The sequence below is a fragment of the Chromobacterium fluminis genome, from assembly GCF_011602385.1.
Lineage (GTDB): Bacteria > Pseudomonadota > Gammaproteobacteria > Burkholderiales > Chromobacteriaceae > Chromobacterium > Chromobacterium fluminis.
Genome location: NZ_JAAOMA010000018.1, coordinates 18361 through 34366 on the forward strand (window position 1 = coordinate 18361; position 16006 = coordinate 34366).

Sequence of the window (16006 nt, forward strand, 5' to 3'; positions counted from 1 at the left end):
AACCCGCAGCCGCCGCATAGGAAAAGCCGTACCGATGGCGGTATCATCGGACAAAGGCTGCGACAGCCCGCCGGCAGCCTCCTCTTTCGAAACGGAGCTCCCTGATGTTTACCCTCATCATCGGCAATAAAAACTACTCTTCTTGGTCCCTACGCCCCTGGCTGGTGCTAAAAATGCTGGACGAGCCGTTTGAAGAGCAGCAGATCGATCTCTACCTGTCCGACACCAAGGCCCGCATCCTCGCCGCCAATCCGGCCGGCAAGGTGCCGGTGCTGATAGATCGCAAATTGCGGATCTGGGATTCGCTGGCAATCTGCGAATACCTAGCCGAATGCTTTCCCGCCGCCACGCTGTGGCCGGACGACGCCGGACTGCGCGCAGTCGCCCGCTCCATCGTCGCCGAGATCCACTCCGGCTTCTCCGCCCTGCGCGAACACCTGGCGATGAATCTGACCTTGCGCCACATCAATTACCAAAGCACGCCGGCGGTGGAGTTCGACATCGCCCGCATCATCTCGCTATGGGAAGAGCATCTGCCGCGCCATCAGGCCGACGGCGAATTCATTTTTGGCGGCTTCAGCATCGCCGACGCCTTCTTCGCCCCCATCGCCACCCGCTTCCACACTTACAACGTCAAATTGCCGGAACAATCGCAAGCCTATGTCGACCATCTACTGGCTTTGCCGGCTATGCGGGAATGGTATGGCGCGGCCCAGGCGGAAGGTCAGCGCGCTTAATAGCGTCCGATGTCGCAATTAGAGTGGAAGGACGCGCCATAACTCATTAGAATGGCGCGTTTTTTTATCATTTTTACGCGTAGAAGGATAGTTTCATGACCACCCCGTTCATCATCGGCGTTGCAGGCGGCAGCGGCAGCGGTAAAACCACGGTGACCAATCAAGTGCTGGAAACCATTGGCTCCGAGATGGCGGCTGTGATCATTCAAGACTTTTACTACCGTGATCAGAGCCATCTGACCTTCGAACAACGCTTGGCCACCAACTACGACCACCCGCAGGCCTTTGACTGGCCGCTGCTGATCGAACACATCGATGACCTGCGCAACGGCCGCGCGATCGAAATGCCGGTCTACGACTTCGCCAACCACACCCGCGCCGAAGAAACCATCACCCTGCAGCCGGCGCCGGTCATTGTCATCGAGGGCTTATTCCCGCTGTACGACGCCGCGCTGCGCGACATGATGTCCTTAAAGATCTTCGTCGACACCGATTCCGACGTGCGCTTCATCCGCCGCCTCAAGCGCGACATCACCGAGCGCGGCCGCACCACCGATAGCGTAATCGAGCAATACCTGACCACGGTGCGCCCGATGCACAACCAGTTCATCGAGCCCACCAAGCGCTTCGCCGACGTGATCCTGCCTCACGGCGCCAATGATCCGGCGGTGGATATTATCACCACCAAGGTGGCCAGCCTGATGGTACGCAACTGATTCATGCGGCGGCGTCCGCGCCGCCGTCTTCCGCCCGCTCTTCGCAGCGGGATCCAAGCACAGGAGCACTCCATGCACACAATCAAACCGCGCAATCCGCACGCTTGCGCGCCCATCATGAAAAAAGGCGGCGCCCACGGGCGGAGCCGCTCCGGCCAGCGCCAGGCCGGACGCCAGGCCATGCTGGTCGAACTGGATCTTGATCTGGACTGGAACGAAGCGGACGCCTACCCGCCGCAGCCGCAAGCCGCTGCCGACGACGAGCCGGCGGTTTTTGGCGACGTGAATAACAAAGAGCCGCGCAATGCGCGGCTCTTTGTTATTCACGGGGCCCTGCCAGCGTTTAAACGTCGGACTTCAACTGCAGCAAATCCCAGCGATTGCCGTACAAATCCTCGAACACCACCACGGTGCCGTATTCCTCCTCGCGCGGCTGCTCGCTGAAGCTCACGCCCGCCGCGGCCATGCGGCGGTAATCGCGCCAGAAGTCGTCGGTATGCAGGAAGAAGCCGACGCGACCACCAGTTTGTACACCCACCACGGCCTGCTGCCTCGCATTGCTTGCCTTGGCCAGCAGCAACGCGCACTCGCTCGCCCCCGGCGGCGCCACGCGCACCCAGCGCTTGTCCTCGCCCTGACGCTCATCCTCCAGCAAGACAAAGCCCAGCTTGTCCACATACCAGGCGATGGCCTCGTCGTAATCCGCCACCACCAGGGCAACCGAACCCAAAAACTGTTTCATCTCACGCTCCAAACAAAAACGGCGTCCCCGAGGACGCCGTGACGCGCTTAGCCGCTCAGGCCAAGCCGACAACGCTTATTTGCCGATATGCGGCGCCAGCATGTGCAGCAGCTGCGCCAGCACCTTCGGGTTGGCGGCGACGATGTCGCCGGACTCCAGCCAGCCCTGCTCGCCGGACAAGTCGGTGACGATGCCGCCCGCTTCCTGCACGATCAGGCTGCCCGCAGCGATGTCCCAAGGCTTGAGGTTCAGCTCCCAGAAGCCTTCCACGCGGCCGCAGGCCACATTGCACAGGTCCAGCGAGGCCGCGCCTTCGCGACGCACGCCGGCGGTCTTGGCCAGCACATCCTTGAGCATGCCCAGGTATTGGTCGATATAGCTTTGGTCGGACACCGGGAAGCCGGTGGCGATCACGCATTCATTCATCATGAAGCGCTTGGACACGCGGATGCGGCGATCATTGAGGAAGGCGCCGACGCCGCGCGAGGCGGTGAACAGATCGTTGCGGTTGGGGTCGAAAACCACGGCTTGCTGCACCTGGCCCTTGTGCGCCAGCGCGATGGAAATCGCGTACTGCGGGTGGCCGTGCAGGAAGTTGGTAGTGCCGTCGATCGGATCGATGATCCACTCGTATTCCGACGAACCGATGCCTTTCGCGCCGGACTCTTCTGCTAGAATCGCGTGCTTGGGATAAGCTTCCAGAATGGAAGCGATGATGGACTCTTCCGCGGCGCGGTCGACTTCGGTCACGAAGTCATTGTGTTTCTTGCGCTCTACGCGCACCGCGTCGAGATTCAGCGACGCGCGCTGAATGACACTGCCGGCGCGGCGAGCGGCTTTCACCGCGACATTGAGCATCGGATGCATTGACGGCCTCTACACTTTCAACCATGACAGACGTCCGCCACATGACGCGACGTCTGCTAGTAACAATCTGGGTTAAGGAACAAGAAAAACCCGGCGCAATCGGGCAAGGCGGCATGCCTGCCCATCCGGCAAGCGCTGGCCTTGCGCGCAATAACGGCGCGCGGGCTTTTCGATAAGCCGGCTATTTTAATGTGAAACTGCTGATGAATAAACCCCAAGTACCTGATTTTCTGAAAAACATTCGCGTGGTGTTGGCTCGCCCCAACCATCCGGGCAATATCGGCTCCGCCGCCCGAGCGATGAAGACCATGGGCCTGAGCCGGCTCTATCTGGTTGAACCCAAAGTATTTCCCAGCGACGAAGCCAATACGCTGGCCTCCGGCGCGGTGGATCTTCTCGAACAGGCCACCGTGGTGCCCAGCCTCGCCGAGGCGCTGCAAGACGTCACCATCGCCTGCGCGTTGACCAGCCGCCGCCGCGAGCTGACCACCCCTCTGTCCACACCGCGTCAGACTACGCCGGAATTGGTGGCGCGCGCGCGCGCCGGCGAACAAGTGGCCCTGGTGTTCGGCAATGAAACCTTCGGCCTGTCGATCGAAGAAGTCGAGCAATGCAACCGTCTGGTCACCATCCCCGGCAACCCGGACTATTTCTCGCTGAATCTGGCGATGGCAGTGCAGGTGATGACCTACGAGCTGTTCAGCCACACCGGCGTGGACGTCGATTATCTGCGCGCCGACAGCGACGCGGCGGCGCTGGGCGAGGTGGAGGGCTTCTGCGGCCATCTGGAACAGACCATGGACAAGATAGGCTATTTCCGCCGCCGCAACAGCGAGCGGATGATGCGCCGGATGCGCACTCTGTTCAACCGCGCCGGCCTGCTGCGCGAGGAGATCGACATCCTGCGCGGCTTCCTCAAACAGGTGCAGCGCGCCGCCGACGGCGAAGTCCGCCGCGACGCGCCCGGACCGGATGGCGAATAAGCCGCCGTTCACCCTGCCCTACGCGCATCCGGCGGTGCGCGATCTGGCTTTTCTGCTCTCCGCGCCCTCCCCCTGGCGCAGCGGCGCGGACATCCCGCCACAACGGCTGCTGGGGGCAGACGGCCCGGCCTTGCTGCAAGCGCTGGACGCCGATCCGGCCGAGCTGCAGCACTGGCTGGCGCGCCAGCCCACCCGCCGTCTGGGCCATTACGCCGAGCGCTTGCTGTCCTTCTGGTTCCGCTTGGCGCCGCACATCGAACTGGTCGCCAGCAATCTGCCGGTGCGCGGTCCGGACGGCCGCACCGTCGGCGAATTCGACTTCCTTTTGCGCCTCGACGGCCAACCGCTGCATCTGGAAGCCGCCAGCAAGTTCTACCTGCAACTAGGCCGCAGCGCCGATACGCTGACCGGCCCCAGCCTGCGCGACGCCTGGGCGCTGAAAGCCCATAAGCTGCAGACCCAGCTGCGCCTGTCCCGCCATCCCGCGGCGCAAGCTGCGCTGCCGGCGGGCTTCGACGGCTGCGCTGTCGGCGCCCGGCTCAGCGGTTGGCTGTTCCACGCCCTGGACACCTCGCCGGAACCTCCGCCCGGCGCTCTGCCCCTCTACGGGCAATACTGGCCGCTGCGCGGCGACTGGCCTGCGTTGAACGCGGACTCCCGCTGGGCCTGGCTGCCCAGGCTCAGCTGGCTGGCGCCGGCGCGCCTCTCGCGGGAACACACCGCCGACGCGGCGGAACTGCGCGCGCGGCTGGAACAGGCCGAGGCGCCGCAGCTGCTGGCCGAACTGCAACCCGGCCCCGACGGCGACTGGCACGAAGTGGCGCGCGGCTTCGCCGTGCCGCCCGGATGGCCTCAAGAAGCGCCCTTGTCGCGGCTGCTGCGGCAAATCGCCGACTGCGCGCCGTCCCCATGAAAAAAGGCAAGCCCGATGGCTTGCCTAAGAACCTGTTTACAATCCGCTGCGCGTCGGCGATACGGCGTTGAAACCAGCTTCGAAATGCTCATGTACCACGTGTACATTCCGCTTTCTCAGCCGCTTTCGCCTTGTCTCGCCTTAGCTCGCAAGATCGTAAACACGCTCTTGCGTCTTTCACGACTCTGCCTAAGCGGCGGAATCAATGGCCGTTGGCGTGGGCGCAGCCGGAAATCAGCGCCTTCAACTCATCCACCATCACTAGCTGGATATGCTTATGGTCTACCGTGATCCAGCCTTGCTGCTGGAACTTGGACAGCGTGCGGCTGACGGTTTCCAGTTTCAACCCCAGGAAGCTGCCGATTTCCTCGCGGCTCATGCGCAGGATGAAATCATTGGCGGCGAAGCCCCGGGTGGACAGACGCTGGGACAAATTGAGCAAGAAAGCGGCTAGACGTTCTTCCGCCTTCATGTTGCCCAATAGCAACATTACATTTTGATCGCGAACGATCTCGCGGCTCATCAGTCGGTAGAAGTGGTGCTGCAAGGTGGGAATTTCGCGACCCAGGCTCTCCATGCGGCTGAACGGCAACTCGCACACCTCGCTGTCCTCCAGCGCGATGGCGTCGCAACCGTGAACATTGGCGGAAATGCCGTCCAAACCCATCAGTTCGCCGGACATGTGGAAGCCGGTCACCTGTTCGCGGCCGTCCTGGCTGGCCACGCTGGTCTTGAAGAAGCCGGTACGCACCGCGAACAGAGAGCGGAAGCCCTCGCCGCTTCGGAACAGGTATTCGCCGCGCTTCAAACGACGGCTCTGGCGGATCACCGCGTCAAGCTGGGTCAGCTCCTCGCGGTTGAGCCCCACAGGCAGACAGAGTTCCTTCAGGCTGCAGTTGGAGCAGGAGACCTTCAGGTTATGCAAAGAGATATGATTCTGATCGGACATGGCATGTTTAGTACAAGCTTGCGATGAAGCTTGACCCTTATCAAAGCGAAATTCGCAGGATTTCCGCAAATTTACCAGTCCACCAGAGGTTTTGCTATCCAAATACGACATGAAGACCACCCACCCATTTTCTCCTGCCCATTTTGAATTCGACCGCGCTCTGATTGAACGCCTCGACGGGACAGGTCCTAGATATACGTCATACCCGACAGCGGATCGCTTTACGCCGGGTTTTGCCGAAAGAGACTACATCCACTGGCTACGGCAGCGCAGCATCGGCGCCAACCGGAAACCTTTATCATTGTACGCTCATATACCTTTTTGCAACACTATCTGCTACTACTGCGGTTGCAACAAGATCATCACCAAGGACAGCGGCAAAGCCGACTTGTATCTGGACTACCTGGAAAAGGAAGTCCGGATGGTCGCCTCCTGTCTGGGCCGTCGAGAGCAGGTGATACAGCTGCATTTCGGCGGCGGCACCCCAACGTTCCTGTCCGACGCGCAACTGGAACGATTGATGACCTTGCTCAAGACTCATTTCGAGTTCTTGAAGGAGGGGGAGTATTCCATAGAAATAGACCCGCGCAAAGTCAGCGCGGCTACAATTTTCAAGCTGGCTGAATTCGGCTTCAACCGCATCAGCGTCGGCATCCAGGACTTCGAGCCCGCGGTGCAGCAGGCGGTGAACCGCGTGCAATCCGAGGAGGAAACGCTGGAGGTGATCCAGGCGGCGCGCGACGCCGGCTTCAAGTCCGTCAGCGTCGATCTGATCTACGGCCTGCCCTTGCAGAGCCGGGAATCGGTGCGCCGCACGCTGGACAAGGTGATCGCCATCGGTCCGGACCGGCTGGCGCTGTACAACTACGCCCATCTGCCCACCGTGTTCATGCCGCAGCGCCGCATCAACGAGGCCGATCTGCCGTCGCCGGAAACCAAGCTGGACATCCTGCAGGACTCGGTGCAACGTCTATCCGATGCCGGTTATGTGTTCATCGGCATGGATCACTTTGCCAAGCCGGACGACGAATTGGCCTCCGCCCTGCGCCAGGGCCGGCTGCAACGCAATTTCCAGGGTTACTCCACGCATGCGGACTGCGACATGATTGGCCTTGGCGTGTCCTCCATCGGCAAGGTCGGCCCCTGCTACAGCCAGAGCGCCAAAGACCTGGACAGCTACTACGCGGCGCTGGACAGCGGCCATCTGCCGGTGCTGCGCGGACTGACGCTGGACAATGACGATATCCTGCGCCGCAGCATCATCCAGGGCCTGATGTGCCGTTTCTCGCTGTCGGTGGAAGCGCTGGAAGAAATTCACGGCATCAACTTCGCCGAGTACTTCGCCGAAGAGCTGCCGCAGATCCGCGAATACCAGCAACTGGGCCTGCTGTCCTTCGACGGCGACTTCATCATGGTGGAACCCAAGGGCCGCTTCCTGATCCGCAATATCGCGATGATCTTCGACCGGCACCTGCGGGAGCGCCGTACTCAAGCTCGCTACTCCAAAACCATTTGAGCCAGCCCCATGACAAAACAGCCCGCGTCTGGACGCGGGCTGTTTATCGTTGGGGCCTGGCATAGGCTTACCAGATGTCTTTTTCCACCTTGGCCGCCAGTTCCGGGTAATCCGCCACCTTGAACACAGGAGTGGACTCGCCTTGCTTCAACTGACGCTCGTAGTCCTTCAACACGATGAAGAAGTAACGCGACAACAATACAATGGCCACCAGGTTGATCAAGGCCATCAAACCCATGGCGAAGTCGGCCATGTCCCACACCAGCGGCAAGCTGGCCACAGCGCCGAACATTACCATCGCCAGCACGATCAGCCGGAACACCAACAAAATCCACTTATTGCTGCGAATGAATTCGACATTGCCCTCGGCGTAAGCGTAATTGCCGATGATGGTGGAAAAGGCGAACAAGAACATCGCCACCGCCAGGAAGGACGCCCCGATCGGACCAAACTGGGCCTCGATGGCCTTCTGCGTCAGCGCCACCCCGCTCAAACCCTGATCATGCACCCCGGACAGCAGAATGATGGCAGCCGTGGCGGTACAGATCACCATGGTGTCGATGAAGACGCCGAACATCTGAATCGCGCCCTGGCTTGCCGGATGGCGCGAGGTCGCCGTCGCGGCCGCGTTGGGAGCGGAACCCATGCCCGCCTCATTGGAAAACAGACCGCGCTTGATGCCCAGCATCATCGCCTGACTCACGGCGTAGCCTGCGAAACCGCCCGCCGCCTGCTCCAGGCCGAAAGCGCTCTTGACGATCAACACAATCAGACCGGGCAGCTCGGCGGCATGCACCGCCAGCACATAGAAGGTCATCAGCAAATAGATGGCCGCCATCACCGGCACCAGCCATTCAGCCACACGCGCCACCGAGCGCACGCCGCCAAAGATGATGGGCGCGCTCATCACTACCAGGGCGATGCCCACCATATAGCGGTTCCAGCCCCAGGCGCCCTCGGTGGCCGCCACGATGGAGTTGGCCTGCACCGCGTTGAACACCAGGCCGAAAGCCAGAATCAGGCATAAGGCGAAGATCACGCCCAGCCAGCGTTGCCCCAGGCCTTTCTGGATGTAATAAGCCGGACCGCCGCGGAAGGTGGCGTCATGGTGATTGGTCTTGAACAGCTGCGCCAAGGTTGATTCGGCGAAAGCGCTGGCCATGCCCAGCATGGCGGTCAGCCACATCCAGAACACCGCGCCGGGTCCGCCGGCAGCGATGGCGATGGCCACGCCGGCGATGTTGCCGGTGCCCACCCGGCTAGCCAGGCCGGTGGCGAAGGCCTGGAACGGCGAGATGTCGTCCTTGCTGCGGTGGCCGCCGCGGCCGCCCATCATCTCGCGCCAGCCGCGCGCAAAAAGCCGCAGCTGCAGCAGACCGGAGCGCAGCGAGAAATACAAGCCGACGGCCAATAACAGGCCAATCAGCATTTTGCCCCAAATCACATCATTGGCGGCATTGATAAACGAATGAAGCAAGTCCATGGATCCTCTTAAAGCTCTGAGCGTGGCAATCTGGAAAATAGGCGACGCGCGCCGGAAGGATTGCAGACTGGAAGGTTGTCCTCGCCGCGGTCTTGTCGCCGGGCTTGAAGATTGCGGCCTTGACGAAACCGTTCCCCGCGACCGTCGGGTCGCCGGGTTCAGGACACGGCTTCGTCAGACTGTTTCAATGCAAAACCCGGCGAATTTAACAAAATAGAGTGATTGCTGGCAATGCCGGGCGATCTCGGCCAAAGCCGCGCAAACGTCCATTCCCCCGCCTCGAAGCACGCCTTTGTCATTTAACTATTCCGGATAGCCGAACATTTACCCAATGTCCAAACAATCCAAAGTCATTTTTGATGACTCAGGCATTATTGCCGCTTATCCACCCTATCCTGACAAGACAAAGCTCACGCGCTTTCCCGAGACGAACTGATGCGCGGACCATCCGACACGCCATCGCATTTCATGCGGCAATCGCAGCCCGTGAAAATTGCCTATTCTGGAACTGGCGAAGCAGACGTCCACATTGCGGACGTCGCCGCCACAGTCAGGAGCGAAATCATGACAACACCCGTGGTAAGGCTGATGCAGCGCTTGAGCTACCCCAGCCGCTTTGCGCTGATCGGCACGGTCTTTGCCGTCGCCTTACTCTATATGGTGTACGGTCTGTATCGAACCAATCAGGACAATATCGACTTTTCGCAAAAGGAAAGAGTCGGGGTGTCCTATATCCAGCCGCTACAGCATTTGCTGGGCGCGCTGGAGCAGGCGCAGGACCTGGCCGTGCGCGCGGCGCAGGGCGAGGCCGCCGCCAAAGCCGCGTTGCCGGCGGCGCAGGCGCAACTGGAACAAGGCTGGAACCAACTGCAAAGCGCTCAGGAACAATACGGCGCCATCTTGCAAACCGACGACGCCTGGAAAGCCGCCGGCGCCGCGCGAGGCACGCTGTCGCGGATCGGCGCGGCCCCGCCGCCCCAAGTGATCTCCAGCTTCGACAGTACGGCGGACAAACTCAACGCCTTGCTCGGCGCCGCCAGCGACAACTCCAATCTGACGCTGGACCCGGACATCGACAGCTACTATCTGATGGACGCCGCCACCGCCAAGCTGCCCGCGCTCAGCAACTACGTCGGCGAAGCGCTGGCCTGGGCCGCCAAATCGGAGGCCGGTCAAGCGCTGACGCCAGCCGAGCGCGACCGCTTGGTGGAGTTGCGCCCGCTGATCAATGGCACGCTGGACGGATTGAACAGCGACCTGGCCAAGGCGCTGGCCTACAATCCGGCGCTGAAAAACGCGCTGAACGCAGAGTCCCAGGCACTGGCGGCCTTCCATCAAGGCCAGGCCGCCGCCATTGACAAAGCCATCACAGGACAGACCGGCGCAGCCTTGGCCCTAAGCGGGATGGCGGCGAAAAACGCAGAGATAGGCTCCCGCTTCAGCGATGTGACGCTGAAAAACCTGGAAGCCCTGCTGCAAGCCCGCATCGACCGCATGCAGGCTCAGCGCAATCTTTACATCGGCATTGGCCTGGCCGCGATGCTGCTGGCCAGCTTCCTGTTCCACCAGCTCTACCTGTCCATCACCTTGCAACTGGGCGGTGAGCCTTTCTACGTGCAAAGCGTGGTCGAGCAATTGGCCGCCGGCCAGCTGGGCACCCGCATCCAGTTGCGCGAACAGGACCGTAGCAGCTTACTCGCCTCCATCGGCCAGATGCGCGATCAATTGCGCGACACCGTGACCCAGCTGCTGGACACCTCGCACGAAGTCAATTCGGCCGCGGACCAGATGGCGCAAAGCGCCCAGAACGTCTCCCACAGCAGCACCAAGCAAACTCAGGCGGCGGCCAGCATGGCGGCGGCGATCGAGCAACTGAGCACCAGCCTGATGGTCAGCGCCGAGCAATCGGAACAAGCCAATCAACTCTCGCGCGCCGCAGTCAGCCAATCCAGCGAGGGCAACGCCATCATCCACGACGCCAGCGCCAGCATGGACAGCATCGTGCGCGACGTGTCCTCTGCCTCGGAAACCATAGGCGCTCTGGGCCAGCAATCGGAGTCCATCGCCAGCATTGTCGATGTGATCCGCGATGTCGCAGACCAAACCAATCTGCTGGCGCTGAACGCCGCCATTGAAGCCGCGCGCGCCGGCGAACAAGGCCGCGGCTTCGCCGTGGTGGCCGACGAGGTGCGCAAACTGGCGGAACGCACCGCGCAATCCACCACCGAGATCAGCACCATCGTCTCCGACATCCAGCGCACCTCGCAGCAGGCCATCGCCAATATGCAAACCGGCATGAGCGCCATCATGCAAGGCCAGGAAAACACCCGCAACGCCGGCGCCAGCATCGCCTCCATCCGCCAATGCGTGGACCAGGTGCTGGACAGCATCCATCAAATCACTCAGGGACTGAAGGAACAGAGCAGCGCCAGCCAGTCGCTGGCGCAAAACGTGGAGAGCGTGGCGCGGATGTCGGAAACCAACGCCAGCGCCGTCGAAGCCAGCGCGCAGACCGCCGGCGAACTGCAATCGGTATCACAGCGGCTGGGCCAGCTTGCCGGCCGCTTCAGCGTCTAGGCCCTCATGCCGCGCCTGCTGAGACAGCTGATCGCGGCGCTGGCTTCGGCCCCCGCCGCCGCGGCCGGACTGACCATATTGGTCAGCCCGCAGCCTCCCATCATCGAAGTCTCAGCCGATCAGCAGCACGTCTCCGGCACCGCCATCGACCTGATGCGCGCGCTGTCCCTGCGCGCCGGCCTGCCGTTCAAGTTTACGCCCTACCCCACCGCCCGCGCGGTGCTGTTGGTCCAGCAGACCCCGGACACCTGCTTGACCGCCGCCCGCTTTCCGGAACGCGAAATGCTGTTCCGCTGGAGCGAGCCGGTCATCCGCCTGCGGCTGGTGCTGCTGGCGCGCAATGACGAAACCCGCGACTTCGGCGGCGTGGAACAGGCCCGGCACTTCCACATCGGCGCCGTACGCGGCACCGCCGTGGCCAGCCGGCTAAAGCAGCAGGGCTGGACGCTGGACGAGAGCGCGGACGCGGAAACCAATCTGCGCAAGCTGCAATTGGGCCGCATCGACTTGCTGGCCACGCTGGACGTGGGCATACAAGGCCTGGCCGACAAAATGAAAATGGCGACGCCGCGCGTCGCCCTGGTGGTGAATGAAACGGACATCTATTTCGCCTGCCATCCGCAGTTGAGCGACGACGCCATACAGCGGCTGAACCACGCCATCCTGGCGATGAAGGCGGACGGCAGCTTCAAAGCCTTCAATCTGAAATAAGCCGCAGCAAATCCAAACGGTCGGTGCAGACGCTATCCACGCCCCAGGCCAGCAAACGTTCAGCGTCGGCCGGCTGGTTCACCGTGTAGCAGAGCAATTGAAAGCCGGCCTGTTTGATCGCGGCGGCCAGCTCAGCGCTCAAGCTCTGATAATCACAGTGCAACGCAACACAGTCCAGATCGCGCAAACGCGCCTGCCAGTCCGCCGGCACCTGCTCAACTAGCCAGGCTCGGGGCAGATTCGGCGCGGCTTCCCGCGCTGCGCTCAGCGCCTCGGCGGAAAAAGACGACAGCAAGGGCGGAAACGCGGCTCCGGACCACAGCCGAGCGGCTTCCGCCGCCACCGTCGCGCCGGTCTCCGCCTCCCGTCCCGGGCAGGGTTTGATCTCGATGTTCAAGGCGATGCCGTGCGCTAGGCAGCAGGCGGCGACCGTCTCCAGCGTCGGCATGGGCTCGCCGGCAAAAGCCGCGCCCTTCCAGCCGCCGGCGTCCAGGCGCGCCAATTGCGCCATGCTCAGCGCCGCCGCCGCGCCGCGGCCGTTGCTGGTGCGCTCCACCGTGTCGTCGTGCAGCAAAAAGCAGACATTGTCGGCCGACAGCTTCACATCGCATTCGGCGCCGCGGTAGCCGTAGCGCAGGCCTTCGCGAAAACCGGCCAGGGTATTTTCCGGAGCCAACGCGCCGCCGCCGCGATGGGCGATGAAGCGGGGATAAGGCCATTGCCGGCCGGATGTGGAATGAGACATGGGCGCTTCCTTGCAAACCTCGGACAAAAGGCGTCATTCTCGCCGACGCGGATTGCAGACAGATGACGCCCTCCCAGTATGGCAAAAGCCGCCTTTGCAGAGCAAAGACGGCTTGGTCAAGGCGGCGCCAAATACCGGCTTATTGGTAAGTCAGCGCATTGGCCTTGCCATGGAACACCCGATAGACAAAGGCGGTATACACCAGAATCACCGGCAGCACCACCGCCGCGCCCCAGAAGATCACCCACAAGGCCGCGGTGTCGCTGGCCGCCTGCCAGATGTTCAGCCGGCCAATCACCACCTCGGGGAACACGCTATAGGTCAGGCCCCAGAACGACAGCAGCACGACGCCGACGGTGCAGGCGAACGGCGCCCAGCACCAATTATCGTTGCCGGCGGCCTGGCGCACCGCCAGCCTCGGCAGGATCACCCACAAGGTGGCGAACAGCACGATGCAACCCAAGGGCAGCGGCAGCAGCAACAAAAACTCCGGCAAGGCGAACCACTTGGCCGCGATATGGCTGCTGGCCAGCGGCGTGGCCGCCGACACCAGCAGCACCGACAAACCCGCGCCTGCCAGACTGCGCCGCGCCCAGGCCACCGCCTTGGCTTGCAAAGCCCCGCTGGTCTTCATGATCAGCCAGCCGGCGCCCAACAAGGTGTAGGCCGCGGCCAGACCGATACCGGCCAGCAAGGCGAAGCCCCAGGCCAGCCAGCCTTCGGCGAAGCCAGTCAGATAGCGGCCCAGCATCACGCCCTGGGTCAGCGCCGCCAACAGCGAGCCACAGGCGAAAGCGACGTTCCACCACGGCTTATGCGGCTCGCGCGCCTTGACGCGGAAGTCGAAGGCCACGCCGCGCACGATCAGGCCGGCCAGCATCAGCGCCACCGGCAGATAGAGTTCGCCCAGAATGATGCCGTGCGCCAGCGGGAAGCCCACCAGCAACAGGCCCACGCCCAGCACCAGCCAGGTTTCGTTGGCGTCCCAGAACGGGCCGATCGACGCGATCATCATGTCCTTCTCGTCGTCCTCGGCGAAGGGCAGCAACAAGCCCACGCCCAGATCGTAACCGTCCAGCACCACGTAAATCAGCATGGCCAGGGCCATCAGGCCGGCGAACACCACCGGCAACCAGTACACAGCGCCACTCATGCCAGTTTCTCCTCAAGATGCGCGGCCTCGCCGCCGGACTGGCCGGCCGCCTTGCCCGCCATATAGAACAAGACCGACACATAGGCGGTCAGCAACACTAGGTACAGGCCCAGATACATCGCCAGCGTCGACGCCACCATACCGCCGGTCGCCGACCCCGCCGCCTGCGCGGTGGTCAGCACGCCCTCCACCAGCCACGGTTGACGGCCGATCTCGGTCACGTACCAGCCGGCCAGGGTCGCTACCCAGCCGGCGAAAGTCATGCCCACCAGCGCCCGCAGCATCAACGGCGCCAACTGGCCGCGGCGACGCAGTTGCCAACAGGCCAGCCAGGACACCAGCAGCATCAGCGCGCCCACGCCGGCCATCACGCGGAAGCTCCAGAACACCTTGCCCACCGGCGCATGCTGAGCAAACTCGTTGAGGCCGCGGATCTCGCCGTTGAGATCATGGGTAATGATCAAACTGGCCAGCTTGGGAATACCCACCGCCATATCGTTCTGGCGGGTTTCCGCGTTGGGCAGCGCGAACAGCAACAGCGGTGCGCCCTTCTCTGTGTGCCAGATGCCCTCGATCGCCGCCAACTTGGCCGGTTGATGCTTAAAGGTGTTGAGACCGTGCATATCGCCCACGAAGATCTGCAGCGGAATCAGCAAGGCAGCGGTCACCACGCCGGTTTTCAGCGCCATTTTCGCGCCGTCGCTGCCATCGCCCTTCAAGCGGCGGTAGGCCGACAAGCCGGCCACCAGGAAAGCAGTGGTCAGGCCGGAAGCAATCAGCATATGAGTCAAACGATAGGGCAAGGAGGGATTAAAGATCACCTCCAGCCAACTGGTCACCACCGCCTTGCCGTCCACCATCTTGAAGCCGGTCGGAGTCTGCATCCAGGAATTCAAGGCCAGAATCCAGAACGCCGATACCGTATTGCCGAAGGCGACCAGGAAAGTGGCCCAGGTATGCACTCGCTCCGACACCCGCGAGCGGCCGAACAGCATCACGCCCAGGAAGGTGGCCTCCAGGAAGAAGGCGGTCAGGATCTCGTACGCCAGCAGCGGGCCGGCGATATTGCCCACCGTCTGCATATAGCCCGGCCAGTTGGTGCCGAACTGGAAGCTCATGGTCACGCCGCTGACCACGCCCAACGCGAAGGACAGGGCGAATATCTTCACCCAGAAGCCATAGGCGTCCATCCAGCCTTGCTGACTGGTTTTCAGGTAACGCAGCTTGAAGAACAGCAGCACCCAGCCCATCGCGATATTGATGGTGGGAAACAAGATGTGAAAGGAAATATTGGCGCCAAACTGAATGCGCGCCAATACCAGCGGGTCAAAGTCCATAGCTACTCCCTGTCGCCGTCGCGACTGGTCAGTTTCGAAAGCGAGTGGGTGAACTGCAGGATCTTCTGCACCTGCGAACCCAATTTCATCAAGCGCTGCAAGGTCTCCACGTCCATGTGCTGGATGTCGGAGAACCAGGTTGTCACCAGTTCGATCAACTGGTGCATCTCCTTCATCCGCGCTTGGGCGTGGCGTTCAGCGTCGCTGGCCGGCGTCTCCATGATGGCGCCGCGCAACATGGTCAGCGTAGGCTCCACCTCGCGCTTTTTGCGCTCCTCGGCCAGGGTTTTGAAAATGGCCCAGACATCGTCGGGCGTGGAGAAATATTCGCGGCGGTCGCCGGGAAAGTGCTGCAGCCGGACCAGGCGCCAGGACTCCAGCTCCTTCAGTCCCATGCTGACGTTGGAGCGCGAAAAGCTCAGGCTCTCTGCGATTTCATCCGCGTTCAGCGGCTTCTCCGATACATAGAGCAGCGCGTAGATCTGCCCGACGGTGCGATTGATGCCCCAGCGGCTGCCCATTTCACCAAAATGCAGCACGAAAGACTGGACGAGTGGCGATAAATTCATGACGTTCT

Annotated in this window: 15 protein-coding genes; 7 read left to right on the top strand and 8 right to left on the bottom strand. The window is 62.2% G+C overall.

Features of this window, described 5'->3' with window-relative positions; genetic code table 11:
- Positions 1 to 104: 104 nt before the first annotated feature.
- Positions 105 to 737, top strand: coding sequence for a glutathione S-transferase family protein (locus tag HA052_RS13805; protein ID WP_081545367.1), 633 nt, complete (start codon positions 105 to 107; stop codon positions 735 to 737).
- 95 nt (positions 738 to 832) lie between these two features.
- Positions 833 to 1453 (top strand): uridine kinase, encoded by a 621-nt coding sequence (udk, locus tag HA052_RS13810; protein WP_166452342.1) that lies wholly within the window; start codon positions 833 to 835, stop codon positions 1451 to 1453.
- Positions 1454 to 1796: 343 nt separating this feature from the next.
- On the opposite strand, the gene HA052_RS13815 is transcribed toward udk, so the two are convergent.
- On the bottom strand, positions 1797 to 2195 hold the full coding sequence (locus HA052_RS13815; protein ID WP_166452343.1) for a VOC family protein: 399 nt from the start codon (positions 2193 to 2195) through the stop codon (positions 1797 to 1799).
- A gap of 75 nt (positions 2196 to 2270) precedes the next feature.
- Positions 2271 to 3062 (bottom strand): inositol monophosphatase family protein, encoded by a 792-nt coding sequence (locus tag HA052_RS13820; RefSeq protein ID WP_081545371.1) that lies wholly within the window; start codon positions 3060 to 3062, stop codon positions 2271 to 2273.
- A gap of 203 nt (positions 3063 to 3265) precedes the next feature.
- Between HA052_RS13820 and HA052_RS13825 the strand changes: the two genes are divergently transcribed.
- Together HA052_RS13825 and HA052_RS13830 are read left to right on the top strand one after the other, a co-directional pair.
- Positions 3266 to 4045, top strand: a complete 780-nt coding sequence (locus tag HA052_RS13825) for an RNA methyltransferase (RefSeq protein ID WP_166452344.1) — start codon at positions 3266 to 3268, stop codon at positions 4043 to 4045.
- Complete coding sequence (locus HA052_RS13830; protein ID WP_166452345.1) at positions 4035 to 4958, top strand: DUF1853 family protein; 924 nt, start codon at positions 4035 to 4037, stop codon at positions 4956 to 4958. The genes HA052_RS13825 and HA052_RS13830 overlap by 11 nt, the downstream gene beginning before the upstream one ends.
- 202 nt (positions 4959 to 5160) lie before the next feature.
- On the opposite strand, the gene fnr is transcribed toward HA052_RS13830, so the two are convergent.
- Positions 5161 to 5907: a fumarate/nitrate reduction transcriptional regulator Fnr gene (fnr, locus tag HA052_RS13835; RefSeq protein WP_043590811.1), complete on the bottom strand. Its 747-nt coding sequence runs from the start codon at positions 5905 to 5907 to the stop codon at positions 5161 to 5163.
- 109 nt (positions 5908 to 6016) lie between these two features.
- Here fnr and hemN point away from each other — a divergent pair, with 109 nt between their 5' ends.
- Positions 6017 to 7423: an oxygen-independent coproporphyrinogen III oxidase gene (hemN, locus tag HA052_RS13840; protein ID WP_166452346.1), complete on the top strand. Its 1407-nt coding sequence runs from the start codon at positions 6017 to 6019 to the stop codon at positions 7421 to 7423.
- Positions 7424 to 7490: 67 nt separating this feature from the next.
- Here hemN and HA052_RS13845 read toward each other — a convergent pair whose 3' ends face one another.
- On the bottom strand, positions 7491 to 8906 hold the full coding sequence (locus HA052_RS13845) for an alanine/glycine:cation symporter family protein (RefSeq protein ID WP_166452347.1): 1416 nt from the start codon (positions 8904 to 8906) through the stop codon (positions 7491 to 7493).
- 564 nt (positions 8907 to 9470) lie between these two features.
- On the opposite strand from HA052_RS13845, the gene HA052_RS13850 reads away from it, so the two are divergent.
- The gene (locus HA052_RS13850) at positions 9471 to 11483 is read left to right on the top strand and encodes a methyl-accepting chemotaxis protein (RefSeq protein ID WP_166452348.1); all 2013 of its coding nucleotides are present in this window, start codon (positions 9471 to 9473) and stop codon (positions 11481 to 11483) included.
- A gap of 6 nt (positions 11484 to 11489) precedes the next feature.
- Complete coding sequence (locus HA052_RS13855; RefSeq protein WP_166452349.1) at positions 11490 to 12194, top strand: substrate-binding periplasmic protein; 705 nt, start codon at positions 11490 to 11492, stop codon at positions 12192 to 12194.
- Here the strand turns inward: HA052_RS13855 and ugpQ are convergent.
- The 4 genes from ugpQ to HA052_RS13875 all read right to left on the bottom strand — a co-directional run bounded on the left by ugpQ (position 12181) and on the right by HA052_RS13875 (position 15998).
- Positions 12181 to 12939, bottom strand: coding sequence for a glycerophosphodiester phosphodiesterase (ugpQ, locus tag HA052_RS13860; RefSeq protein WP_166452350.1), 759 nt, complete (start codon positions 12937 to 12939; stop codon positions 12181 to 12183). The two genes, HA052_RS13855 and ugpQ, sit on opposite strands and share 14 nt — an antisense overlap.
- 139 nt (positions 12940 to 13078) lie before the next feature.
- Positions 13079 to 14092, bottom strand: a complete 1014-nt coding sequence (locus HA052_RS13865) for a cytochrome d ubiquinol oxidase subunit II (protein WP_166452351.1) — start codon at positions 14090 to 14092, stop codon at positions 13079 to 13081.
- Complete coding sequence (locus HA052_RS13870; protein ID WP_166452352.1) at positions 14089 to 15429, bottom strand: cytochrome ubiquinol oxidase subunit I; 1341 nt, start codon at positions 15427 to 15429, stop codon at positions 14089 to 14091. The genes HA052_RS13865 and HA052_RS13870 overlap by 4 nt, the downstream gene beginning before the upstream one ends.
- A 2-nt stretch (positions 15430 to 15431) precedes the next feature.
- A complete protein-coding gene (locus HA052_RS13875) occupies positions 15432 to 15998 on the bottom strand; it encodes a GbsR/MarR family transcriptional regulator (protein ID WP_043590797.1) in 567 nt (188 codons plus the stop codon).
- Between the last annotated feature and the right edge of the window lie 8 nt (positions 15999 to 16006).